General features: G+C 56.1%; 9 protein-coding genes and 1 rRNA gene (1 of these 10 running past the window's edge). 1 reads left to right on the top strand and 9 read right to left on the bottom strand.

The window, feature by feature from the left end:
* The 3 genes from AC06G8_RS00050 to gyrA all read right to left on the bottom strand — a co-directional run.
* A 16S ribosomal RNA gene (locus AC06G8_RS00050) occupies positions 1-598 on the bottom strand (it extends 948 nt beyond the left edge of the window).
* 457 nt (positions 599-1,055) lie between these two features.
* The gene (locus tag AC06G8_RS00045; RefSeq protein WP_447663415.1) at positions 1,056-2,108 is read right to left on the bottom strand and encodes an HD-GYP domain-containing protein; all 1,053 of its coding nucleotides are present in this window, start codon (positions 2,106-2,108) and stop codon (positions 1,056-1,058) included.
* 33 nt (positions 2,109-2,141) lie between these two features.
* Positions 2,142-4,640: a DNA gyrase subunit A gene (gene gyrA / locus AC06G8_RS00040; RefSeq protein ID WP_447663414.1), complete on the bottom strand. Its 2,499-nt coding sequence runs from the start codon at positions 4,638-4,640 to the stop codon at positions 2,142-2,144.
* Between the two features lie 321 nt (positions 4,641-4,961).
* Between gyrA and AC06G8_RS00035 the strand changes: the two genes are divergently transcribed.
* Positions 4,962-5,717: a YheC/YheD family protein gene (locus tag AC06G8_RS00035; protein ID WP_480284055.1), complete on the top strand. Its 756-nt coding sequence runs from the start codon at positions 4,962-4,964 to the stop codon at positions 5,715-5,717.
* A gap of 66 nt (positions 5,718-5,783) precedes the next feature.
* Here the strand turns inward: AC06G8_RS00035 and gyrB are convergent, their stop codons facing one another.
* The 6 genes from gyrB to dnaA form a co-directional block, all read right to left on the bottom strand.
* Positions 5,784-7,697 (bottom strand): DNA topoisomerase (ATP-hydrolyzing) subunit B, encoded by a 1,914-nt coding sequence (gene gyrB, locus AC06G8_RS00030; RefSeq protein WP_447663412.1) that lies wholly within the window; start codon positions 7,695-7,697, stop codon positions 5,784-5,786.
* A gap of 88 nt (positions 7,698-7,785) precedes the next feature.
* Positions 7,786-8,034, bottom strand: a complete 249-nt coding sequence (gene remB / locus AC06G8_RS00025; RefSeq protein WP_048747582.1) for an extracellular matrix regulator RemB — start codon at positions 8,032-8,034, stop codon at positions 7,786-7,788.
* Positions 8,035-8,291: 257 nt separating this feature from the next.
* Positions 8,292-9,401, bottom strand: coding sequence for a DNA replication/repair protein RecF (gene recF / locus AC06G8_RS00020; protein WP_447663411.1), 1,110 nt, complete (start codon positions 9,399-9,401; stop codon positions 8,292-8,294).
* A gap of 63 nt (positions 9,402-9,464) precedes the next feature.
* Entirely contained in the window at positions 9,465-9,680 is a 216-nt protein-coding gene (yaaA, locus tag AC06G8_RS00015) for a S4 domain-containing protein YaaA (protein WP_447663410.1), read from the bottom strand.
* A 108-nt stretch (positions 9,681-9,788) separates the two neighbouring features.
* Positions 9,789-10,931, bottom strand: coding sequence for a DNA polymerase III subunit beta (gene dnaN, locus AC06G8_RS00010; RefSeq protein WP_447663409.1), 1,143 nt, complete (start codon positions 10,929-10,931; stop codon positions 9,789-9,791).
* Positions 10,932-11,147: 216 nt separating this feature from the next.
* A complete protein-coding gene (dnaA, locus tag AC06G8_RS00005; RefSeq protein ID WP_021880310.1) occupies positions 11,148-12,500 on the bottom strand; it encodes a chromosomal replication initiator protein DnaA in 1,353 nt (450 codons plus the stop codon).

The following is a 12,500-nucleotide window of genomic DNA, read 5'->3' as shown; positions in this document are numbered from 1 at the left end:
TTACAAAGCCGCCTGCGCGCGCTTTACGCCCAATAATTCCGGACAACGCTTGCCCCCTACGTATTACCGCGGCTGCTGGCACGTAGTTAGCCGGGGCTTTCTTCTCAGGTACCGTCATGGCGGAAGCAGTTACTCTTCCACCCGTTCTTCCCTGGCAACAGAGCTTTACGACCCGAAGGCCTTCCTCACTCACGCGGCGTTGCTCCGTCAGACTTGCGTCCATTGCGGAAGATTCCCTACTGCTGCCTCCCGTAGGAGTCTGGGCCGTGTCTCAGTCCCAGTGTGGCCGATCACCCTCTCAGGTCGGCTACGCATCGTCGCCTTGGTGAGCCGTTACCTCACCAACTAGCTAATGCGCCGCAGGCCCATCCCCAAGTGACAGATTGCTCCGTCTTTCCCGGTCTCTCCAGGAGGAGAGACCGCATATCTGGTATTAGCATCCGTTTCCGGAGGTTATCCCAGTCTTGAGGGCAGGTTGCCTACGTGTTACTCACCCGTCCGCCGCTAACCTTGTCCCGAAGGACAAGATCCGCTCGACTTGCATGTATTAGGCACGCCGCCAGCGTTCGTCCTGAGCCAGGATCAAACTCTCCATAAAGGTGTTTGACTTGCTCATTTATAACGTTGACTTGCTTCACTCGTTGTTCAGTTTTCAAAGAACAAATTCGCTTGTGTTTCGCTTGTTTCCGTCGTGCCTCTCAGCGGCGACTTAGATAATATATCACGGCCACATAGGCCAATGCAAGTGTTTTTTTAAGATTTTTAAAATCCTTTTTTTCAAAGCCTCTTCCCCCTCCAAAACGGCTGCTGCAATCCAGATTTACAACCATTCGTATGTTTGGTTCAAGCTTCCCCTTTCAGCGATCATAGACTATGAGTTTCCTCTATAGAGAAGGACAGATAGGAACCCTTGGACTGATCTTCATCCCGAATACATCTTCGTCTTCTTCATCATCCTGGTTTCTATATCCGCTAGCTAATGCCGGGCGACCCGATAAAAAAAGAAACCGCCAGGATCATCCTGACGGTCTCTTGAAATTAATGAGCGGGTTCTCTTATGAAAGAACTTCTTCTATATGAAGCCGGCGCTGTGTGGAAAGGTCCACGATGCTGCCGTCGACGGAAACCCACGGACGGGTAATGTGATTGCGATCGGTGAAGACGATCTCTCCCACGCGCCCATCGCTTAGCCTCACGAGAGTGCCATTATGGAACTGAGTCGCTTTCTCGATGAATGTCCTTACATAGGAAGGATCCAGCTTGCCGAAGGCATCCTGTTGAATCTGCTCCAGAACGAGGTAGGGCGACGAAGCTCGGCGATAGATCTTGTTCAGGGTCATGGCATGAAAGATATCTGCAATGGCAACCATCTTGGCGTAAGGATGAATGTTCTCCGCAGCCAAGCCCAGCGGATAACCGCTGCCGTCGATTCGCTCATGATGTTGAAGGGCGGAGAGCTTCGCCCCCTCATTGAGGGCGGCTACGCCTTTCAGCAGCGAGTAGCCGCTAAGGGTGTGCCTCTTCATTTCTTCCTGCTCGGTTGAAGTGAGAATCCCCGGTTTGGCCAGTATGGTCCGATCCACCTTCACGTTGCCGATATCATGCAGCAGGCTGCCCATCGCGACTTGCATCCAATCCTTGGACGGGAGTCCCGCCCACTGCGCGAGCTGATAGCAGGTCAGGGAGGAGAGTACGCTGCTGTGAAAGTAGAACTCCTCCTGATTGACATGCCTTGGGGAGAAACTAAGAACCTGATAGTTCCTGGAATGGGAGAGCAGCTTCTCCAGACCGGTCCGCAGCTCCAGAATAGGCAGGGCAGCCCCTCCCGCCACTTGTCCATAGGCTTTCTTCAACAGAGCGACCATCGAATCGTATTCGAGAGTCAGGCCGCTATGCGGAAGAGGCTTGCTTTCCGATTTGGCTGCAGGAGGAGCCTCGGCTCCACCGCGTTCAATGGCAACCTGCTGCACCATGAATGCCGTCAGAATATCCATTTCGCGCATCGTGACGACACGGCCCTTGTGGAACAGAACGCCCCCCAATGGAGTCAGCACATCCTGCGAAATGACATCACCCAGCTTCAACTGCGCGCAATCGACCGTAATCAAGACGGTTCCTCCCCTTATGACGCGTTCAAATGCCTATTCGCTATCTGTACCGGCCTCTTCGTCTCCTGCCGGCACATCGCCCGGTTCTTCATCTTCTTCCTGAATTTCTTCGCTTCTGGCAACCCGTGTCACCGTAGCGACCGAGTCCTCGTCGCGAATGTTGATCAGACGCACGCCCTGCGTGTTGCGGCCCATGGAAGAGATCGTATCCATGTTCATGCGGATCATCGTTCCCGATGCGGTCATGATCATCAGATCCTCGCCGTCTTCCACCATTTTGAGGCCGGCGATCGGACCGTTCTTCTCCGTTACGTTCAAGGTCTTGATCCCCTTGCCGCCGCGCGATTGCGTCCGGTATTCGCTTACCGGAGTCCGCTTGCCGTATCCTTTGGCCGTAACGATCAGAACTTCCTGCTCCGGATCCACGACGTCCAGGTCGATCACCCGGTCGTCATCATCGAGAGCGATGCCCTTGACTCCTGTGGCCGAACGGCCCATGGAACGCACATCGCTTTCCGGGAACCGGATCGACATGCCGTCCGCCGTACCGATGATGATCTCCTGTTTGCCGTCCGTCAGCTTCACGCTGATCAGATCGTCATCCTCGCGCAGGTTGATGGCGATCAGGCCGACGCGGCGGATATTGGAGTAATCGTCGAGAGGCGTCTTCTTGACGATGCCTTGGCGCGTTCCGAAGAACAGGTAGCAATCGGGATCGAAAGCTTCGACCGGAATGACGGCATTGACCGTCTCGCCCTGCTCGATCTGCAGCAGGTTGATGATCGGCGTTCCGCGGGCCGTACGGCTGAGATCAGGGATCTCGTAGGCTTTGAGCCGGTACACCTTGCCTTTGTCGGTAAAGAAGAGCAGGTAGTGGTGCGTGTTCGAGATGAACAAATGCTCCACAAAGTCATCGGACTTGGTGTCCATGCCGATGACGCCCTTGCCGCCGCGGCGCTGGCTGCGGTAAGTCGATACCGGCAGCCGCTTCACGTAGCCCGAATGGGTGATCGTGATGACGACATCCTCGCGCGGAATCAGGTCCTCGTCAAGAATCTCGTCCTCGCCGATCGTCACTTCCGTGCGGCGCTCGTCGCCGAAGCGTTCGTTGATCTCGGCAAGCTCCTTGCTGATGATCTCGAGCACCAGCTGCTCGTCGGCCAGAATGGCCTTGTACTCGGCGATGCGGGCAAGCAGTTCGTTGTACTCGGCTTCGATCTTCTCCCGCTCCAGGCCGGTCAGGCGCTGCAGCCTCATGTCGAGGATCGCTTGGGCCTGCTCCAGGCTGAGCGAGAAGCGGTTGATCAAGCCTTCACGCGCTTCGTCGGTCGTGCGCGAGGAACGAATAAGCGAGATGATCTCGTCGATATGATCAAGCGCGATGCGCAAGCCTTCGAGGATGTGCGCTCTCGCTTCCGCTTTTTTAAGGTCGAATTCGGTACGGCGGCGGATAACCACCATCTGGTGCTGCAGATAGTGGTACAGCATGTCGCGCAGCGTAAGGGTGCGCGGCTCGCCGTTGACCAGCGCCAGCATATTGATGCCGAACGTCGATTGCATCTGGGTATGCTTGTACAGGTTGTTCAGGGTTACGCTCGGGTTGACGTCGCGCCGCAGCTCGATGACGACGCGCATGCCGTTGCGGTCGGACTCGTCACGCAGGTCGGTAATGCCCTCGATCTTCTTCTCGCGGACGAGCTCGGCGATCTTCTCGACAAGCCGGGCTTTGTTCACCTGATAAGGCAATTCATGCACGACGATCCGGGCTTTGCCGCCATTCTCTTCGATCTCGGCCCGGGCGCGCATCGTTACGGAGCCGCGTCCAGTCGTATAGGCCTGGCGGATGCCGGAATGGCCCATGACGAAGCCCGCAGTCGGGAAATCCGGACCTTTGACGTAATCCATCAGCTCCACAGACGTAATGTCCGGGTTGCGGATCAGCGCCTGGACGCCGTCGATGACTTCCCGCAGGTTATGCGGCGGGATATTGGTCGCCATGCCGACAGCGATGCCGGAGACGCCGTTGACGAGCAGGTTCGGGAAGCGTGCCGGCAATACGGCAGGCTCCCTTTCCTCGCCGTCATAGTTGGGATTGTAGTCGACCGTATCCTTGTTCAGGTCGCGGAGCAGCTCCATCGCGATCTTGGACAATCGGGCTTCGGTGTAGCGCATGGCAGCCGCCATGTCTCCGTCGATGGAACCGAAGTTGCCATGTCCGTCGACGAGCATATAGCGCATGGAGAAATCCTGCGCCATCCGGACCATCGATTCATACACGGCGCTGTCGCCGTGCGGGTGATACTTGCCGATGACCTCGCCCACGATCCGGGCTGATTTTTTATAAGGCTTGTCCGGGGCCATGCCCAGCTCGGACATAGCGAACAGGATGCGGCGGTGGACAGGCTTAAGCCCGTCGCGCACATCCGGCAGCGCGCGGCTGACGATGATGCTCATGGCATAATCCATGAACGACTCGCGCATTTCCGTGCCGATATCCCGGTCTTTAATTTGAGAACGTTGTTCTTCCGCCATACTTACCTCCTGTGCGGTCAGGCCTTCAAACGGCTCAACCTGATGGTGGCGACTTGCGCGGCGCCTGCCCGCCCTATCTTATCTGTCTTGCACAAAGCGGGCATAATTAAACGTCGCGGATCGCAAAAAATAGGTGGATGCCGAGCTCCATTCATAGCGGGAATCCATAAAATAAAGGGATTCAGCACGAATGGTCAGTACACTCTATTATATCATTGTTTAGTCGCTTAAGATATCGGAAATTGGACTGAAATCTGGAAGGGCTGCGGGAATTGCACGCGATTTATCGCTCTTTCGACAGATGAGGAAGGATGAGATCGGTTGGCCATCCAAAGGGTTATGAGCAAGCAAATGAAAACGGGGGTGCTGCTCCAGTCGGATTCGCTTAAACCCTATATTCCAGACACAAGAACCTATTCCAAGGACACGCTGCGAGCCATGCTGGAGCAGTACCGGATGCTGTACGTCAAGCCCGACGCAGGCACGTTCGGCAACGGCGTCATCAAGGTCCAGAAGCTCGATCGGGGCTACAGATTCCAAAGCGGGACGAGGATCCGATCCTACGCCAGCTTTGACGGACTGTTCGCCGGGCTCGAGAAATCACGTCCCAAAAGGAGATACTTAGCACAACAAGGAATCGATCTCCTGAAGCATCGGCACCGGCGCTTCGACCTGCGGGTCATGGTGCAGAAAAACCTCAGCGGGAGATGGGAGACTACCGGCATCATCGGCCGGCTTGGACATCCATCCAAAATCGTCACCAACTACCATAGCGGAGGCACGATCACCCCATTCGAAACGTTGATGGCAGGACATTTGGACGATGCCGCGCAGAAGGAATTCAAGGACCACTTGCGCCATATCGGCGTCAAGGCGGCGGAGCAGCTCGCTACCCGTTATGCCGGCCTCAAGGAAATCGGACTGGACGTTGCGGTCAGCGCCAGCTTGAAGCCGTGGATTCTCGAGGTCAATACGATGCCGGATCCGTATATATTCCGTAAGCTTAAGGATCAGAGTATCTTCCGCCGGATGAGACGTTACGCCGCCGCCTATGCTCCAAGGCGCAAAACCCGCTGATTTCTTCGAGCAAAGCCGATGAAAAAAATCCCGGGCCGAGTAGGCGCCGGGATCATTGGCGTGGAATCAGATATCCAGGTTTTTGACGTCCTTGGCGTATTGCTGGATGAACTCGCGGCGAGGCTCGACGTTGTCGCCCATCAACGTGTCGAACATGATGTCCGCCTTGATCGCATCCTCGATCTGAACCTGAAGCATCGTCCGGCTCTCGGGATCCATCGTCGTCTCCCACAGCTGCGAAGCGTTCATCTCGCCGAGGCCTTTGTAGCGCTGAACGTTGATTTTGGCTCCTTCGCCGAATTCGGCCATGATCTCCTCGCGCTCCCGCTCGGACTGCGCGTAACGAATGACCTTGTTGCGCTCGATCTTGAACAGAGGAGGCTGGGCGATGTACACGTAGCCCGCTTCCAGAATCCGGCGCATGTAGCGATAAAGGAATGTTAGCAGCAGGGTCCGGATGTGGGCGCCGTCGACGTCGGCATCCGTCATGATGATGATCTTGTGGTACCGGGCTTTCGCGAGGTCGAAATCATCCCCGATTCCGGTGCCGAGAGCCGTAATGATGGCGCGGATCTCAGCATTGGAGAGAATCCGGTCCAGACGCGCCTTCTCGACGTTGAGGATCTTGCCGCGCAGCGGCAGGATCGCCTGGAAATGCCGGTCGCGGCCCTGCTTGGCCGAACCGCCGGCGGAATCTCCTTCGACGATGTACAGCTCGCTGATGCTGGCATCCTTGGACGAGCAGTCGGCCAGCTTGCCGGGCAGCGAGCTGACTTCGAGAGCGCTCTTGCGGCGCGTCAGCTCGCGGGCCTTCTTGGCCGCTTCTCGGGCTCGCGAAGCCTGCAGTCCCTTGTCCACGATTTTGCGGGCAACGGACGGGTTCTCTTCCAGGAATTCCTGCAGCTTCTCGGCGAAGAACGACTCTACGATGCCGCGCACCTCGCTGTTGCCGAGCTTGGTCTTGGTCTGTCCTTCGAACTGCGGCTCGGGAATCTTGACGCTGATGATCGCGGTCAGACCCTCGCGCACGTCCTCGCCGGATAGATTGGAGTTGTTCTCCTTGATCGCGCCGCTCTTGCGAGCGTAATCGTTGATGATCCGGGTCAGAGCGCTCTTGAAGCCGGACTCGTGGGTGCCGCCTTCATGCGTGTTGATATTGTTCGCGAAGGAGTAGATGTTCTCGCTGTAGCTGTCGTTGTACTGCAGCGACACCTCCACCTGGATACCGTCCTTGGAGCCTTCGACATAGATCGGCCTCTCATTGACGGCTTCGCGGTTGCGGTTAAGGTACTCGACGAACTCGATGATGCCGCCGTCATACTTGAAGCTGTTGCTGACTCCGGTGCGCTCGTCGGCAAGGACAAGCTCGATCCCTTTGTTCAGGAACGCCAGCTCGCGGACGCGCGATTGCAGCGTCTCGTATTCGAACACGGTCGTCTCGGTGAACACCTCTGGATCCGGCTTGAACAGCGTCTTGGTACCCGTCGACGTGCTGTCCCCGACGATCTTCACGTCGTACTGAGGAGCGCCGCGGCGGTATTCCTGCTCATAGACCTTGCCGTCGCGGCTTACCTGCACGACGACCAGCTCCGAAAGGGCGTTCACGACGGAAATGCCGACACCGTGCAAGCCTCCGGATACTTTGTAGCCTTCGCCGCCGAACTTGCCGCCGGCATGCAGGACAGTCATGACGACTTCCAGCGTAGGACGCTTCATCTTCGGATGCTCGCCGACCGGAATTCCCCGTCCATTGTCCGTTACGGTAATGCTGTTGTTCTCGTGAATCGTTATCGTAATCCGGTCGCAATAACCGGCGAGCGCTTCGTCAATGCTGTTGTCGACGACTTCCCAGACGAGATGGTGAAGTCCTTTGCTGCTGGTGGAGCCGATATACATACCCGGACGCTTGCGGACTGCTTCCAGTCCTTCAAGCACCTGTATCTGGCTCTCGTCGTACGTATGCTGTGGGTTCGTAGACATGCTTGTCTTCACTGCTCCTCTCGAACTGCACTAACCAGCCGCCAGCGGATGCAGCGGCCCTAACTTGATTTCGGCTTTTACGCAGCGATCAATAAGCCGCGAAATGATGTCCGCGCTTCTTCAGCGTGGAAGATGAGATAGGGGAGTAGTAGACGCGGTTCTGGGTGACGACGATGGATTTGGGCTCCTCTTCGCCGATCGTCTCCACGTCCTTGCGTTTTTTGGCATCGGCCACGAACTGCTTGGAGAGCTTGGAGGACTGCTCGATGGATATATCGAAGATGGCGACCAGCTCCGATGCCCGAATAATTTTTTCTCCGCCGAGATGGATATACATGCGTGCCTTCAGCTCCCCTCTATGATAAATCCTTGCAGGAATAGAATCGCCCGAGCAAGACAAGCTCCCCGCCATAATGGCGGACTGGCGTCGGCGCCCAAGAGAAGACAAGGAAGGATGCGCCGGTCGGCCGGCCTTGCTCTCTGAAAATCAAAACGGCTGCTCCGCCTTATGTCTATGCTCGGGTGCCGTTAACGTAGAGAAGAGAAGAAGGTATGCGCATGACAACCCTTCTTCTCAAGAAAGGGCTGGAGCGGTCATAACGTTACCTTGCCGCCCTCAACCCGGTAAACCCCCGCATCCGACAAGCGGCTCGTGTTCACGCTCTCCAGCCCCGTAGCGGTTATGAATGTCTGCACTTTTCCTTGGAAAGTCTCGATGAGCTGCGTCTGCCTGTGCTGGTCCAGCTCGGACAGCACGTCGTCGAGAAGAAGAAGCGGGTACTCCCCGATCTCTTCCCGGATCAGCTCGATCTCGGCCAGCTTCAGCGACAGCGCCGTCGTCCTCTGCTGTCCCTGGGAGCCGAAAACCTGGGCTTCCTTGCCATTGATATGGAACGCCAGATCATCCCGGTGAGGGCCTGCCAGCGTCACTCCGCGGCGATATTCCTGATCTTTTACCTGTGATAACTTTAACATAAATTGATCGAATAAAACAGATTCATCTTGCTCTCCTTCCATTTCGAAGGAAGGGCGGTAGCTGACGGCAAGCTCTTCGCCGCCTGCGGTGATGCCGGAATGGATCGCTGCCGCCCAGGTCCGGAGCTTCTCTATGAATTGTTGCCTTTTTCTCATGATTTTAACACCATGCTCCGCCAGCTGCATGTTCCACACTTCCATCATCGCAGGCTGGACGGAGCCCGGCCCCGATGACTTGAGGTAGTTGTTGCGCTGCAGCAGCACCTTGGCGTATTGCTGGAGCGTATGCAAGTACCCCGGCTGCACCTGGCCGATCTCCATATCGAGAAAGCGGCGGCGAATCCCCGGCGTCCCTTTGACGATCTCGAGATCCTCCGGAGCGAACATGACCACGTTGAGCGTGCCGACGAAACCGCTCAGCTTGCGCTGCTCCAGCCCGTTGATCTTCGCTTTCTTGCCTTGGGCGGAGTAGACCAGGTCCAGCGCCACGTTCCCGTATCTCTTCTCCACTTCTCCATGAACGGAAGCTTCCTTGCCATTCCAGCCGATCAGCTCGCGATCTTTGGAGGTCCGATGCGACTTGGTGAGAGCCAAGGCGAAAATGGACTCCAGCAGATTGGTTTTACCCTGCGCGTTCGGCCCGATGAACAGGTTGACCTTATGGCTGGTGCCGAGCTCAAGCTCCTCGTAATTCCGGTAGTTTTTCAACTTGATTTCGTGTAGGAACACCTGCTCAATCCCCCTGGCTGAAGCCTTGTCCGCGTGGGGCGGACATTTCACGGCGAGACGAGTTCATGATCTCTGAACCCGAAAGGATCCGAACCCCTCTACTTCGACTTTGTCCCCGTCATAGAGCTTGCGTCCTCGCCGATTGTCCGGCTCTTCGTTGATGAGAACGGTGTATTCCTGGAGGAAGAACTTGGCCTGTCCTCCGGAATCGATGCAATCGGCCAGTTTTAGGAATTGGCCGAGAGCGATGTATTCGGTCTTGATCGTGATGGTTTTCATGGCGATAGCCCTCCTTGGAATGTTGAAAAAGGGGTTGGAACAAAAGAAGCGGACGGTCCGTGCGCGAATGCGCGGGATCGTCCGCCTGCTGGCCGCACCGGCTGCCCGTCAGTTCGTCGTGCGGTAAGGCAGAATGATGTACTGGCTGTTGTCATGATCCGCCGGGCGGATGATGATCGGGCTCATGGCGCCGGTGAAGCTGATGACGAGCTGCTCGCTGTCGATGACTTTCAGCGTATCCAGCATGTATTTGGAGTTGAAGGCGATGCGGAGCGGCTCGCCGTTCTGGCGCATGACTTCAAGCTGCTCAGTTACGCGTCCGAGCTCCTGCGAGCTGGACGATATCTCGATGTTGCCGTTGTCGAGAGTTACGAGACGGACGATATTGGTTTTTTCTTCCCTCGACATCAAGTAGGCGCGTTCCATCGCGTCGATCAGCTTGCGTGTTTCGAGGACGAGTTCTGTTTTGAACGATTGCGGAATAATCTTGGAAGTATCGGGATAGGTTCCGTCCAGCATACGGCTGTAAAAGAGGGTGTGCCCGAGGCGGAAAAGCACCTGGTTGCTGGCGACGACGATATCCACGAGGCCGGATCCGTCCGGCACGAGCTTGGACAGCTCGACCATCGTCTTCGCGGCGATGACGATATTGGTCAGCTTGTAGCTGTCCGGAGTTTCGACTTGAGCCAAGCGGCTGGCTAGACGATGGCGGTCGGTGGCGACGAACTTCAGCTGGCCTTCAATCAGGTTCCAGAGCACTCCGGTCAGAACGGGTGTCTGTTCGCTGGTCGAAGCGCAGAATACGGTCTGTCTGACCATCGCTTTGAGAAGATCGCCCGGAATCTGCAGCACTTCGTCTTCTTCGACGGAAGGAAGGACGGGGAATTCCTCGGGATCAAGTCCGACCATCTGGATATCCGTTGAACCGGAACGAATCAGCGTCTGGTAGTGCTCGCCCACCTCGATCTGCACTTCTTCTGCAGGAAGCTTGCGGATGATCTCCACAAAAAACTTGGCCGGCATCACGACGCTGCCTGGCTTGTCCACTTTGGCGACGACAACCTCATCCGTTTCGGCTGGAATGAAGCTTTGGATGGAGATATCGGTATCGCTAGCCGTCAGCGTGACTCCTTGGTGGGTTACGTCGATCTTGATTCCACCAAGTATTGGAATGGCAGGACGTATCGATGCAGCTTTGGCCACTTGTTGGATAGCGTCGTTGAGTTCGTTTTTGGAGATGGTGAGTTTCATGCGTTCCTCCTTGGGCGGCATTCGACGTGATTCGTCTTTTTTAGATGATGTTTTTTTAAAGATTAATAGCAGTAGTAGTCGTAGGGGCGGTGGATATGTGGATAAGCCCTGTTTTCGCCGATGGCAGAAGCCTATCCACATGTGTACAGAGTGTGCATAGGCTTGGCTACTCGTATAGGACTTATCCACGGATGGCGATCTCCGATTGGGAGGCGCCTACATGTGGTTTTTGACTTTTTCCGTCAAATTCTGAATGACCTTGAACAGCTCCTGGTCGATCTTGAGCTGCTTGGAGATTTTCTCATGGGCGTGGATGACGGTCGTATGGTCTCGGCCGCCGAAAGCTTCGCCGATCTTGGGCAGCGAGTAGTCCGTCAGCTCACGGGACAGATACATGGCGATCTGCCTTGGATAAGCCACCGCCTTGGTTCGCTTGCGCGCCTTGAATTCATCCATTTTGAGGCCGTAAAACTCTCCTACACGCTGCTGGATGTCCAGGATGGTGATCATTTTCGGCCGCGTTGAGGGAATGATGTCCTTGAGCGCCTCCGCCGCCAGATGCGAGGAAATATCCTCGTTGATGAGGGAAGAATAGGCGACTACGCGGATGAGAGCGCCTTCCAGCTCGCGGATGTTCGTATCGATCTGGTTGGCGATGTAGATCATGGCTTCATTCGGAATGTCCAGGTTCTCGGCTTTGGCCTTCTTGCGGAGAATGGCGATCCTGGTCTCGAGATCCGGAGGCTGGATATCCGTGATGAGCCCCCATTCGAAGCGGGAACGAAGCCTCTCCTCCAAAGTCGGGATTTCCTTCGGTGTCCGGTCGCTGGAGATGACGATCTGCTTGCGCTCTTCGTGCAGGGCGTTGAACGTATGGAAAAATTCCTCCTGGGTCCCGTCCTTGCCGGCCAGGAACTGGATATCGTCAATCAACAGAACGTCGATATTCCGGTATTTGTTGCGGAAGCTCTCGCCTCGGTTGTCCCGGATCGCATTGATGAATTCATTGGTGAATTTCTCGGAAGAAATGTACATCACCTTGGTGCTCGGGTTGTGCTCCATGATGTAATGGCCGATCGCGTGCATCAAGTGGGTTTTCCCCAGGCCGACGCCTCCGTAGAGGAACAACGGATTATAGGCTTTGGCCGGCGCTTCGGCGACCGCGAGAGATGCGGCATGGGCGAATCGGTTGTTGGCGCCGATGACGAAGGTGTCGAACGTGTATTTCGGATTGAGCATATTGGAAAAGGGCTCTTCGGATGATGATGGAGCCGCTTTGGCCGCGGGGATGGCCGGCGCAGCCGGTTCGGGCGGCCGGTTTTCCTCAATGACAAAACGGACGTCAACAGAGCGTCCGATGTAATCCGATACAGTGGATCTGACCAGCTTCGTGTAGCGGCTCTCCAGCCATTCGACCGCAAACGTCGTCGGCGCCGTCACGATGAGGAGTCCGTCATCCGAGAAATTGGCTTTCGTCGCCTTGAACCAGGTGTCGAAGCTCGGTTTGCTCAATTTGGTTTGGATGACTGACAGCACTTGCTGCCACAGATCCACAGTATGGCTGTCCAC

Source organism: Paenibacillus sp. SJS-P3 (genome assembly GCF_056711585.1).
Note: the sequence above shows the minus strand (reverse complement) of the source record. Positions and strands in the feature narration are given on the sequence as shown.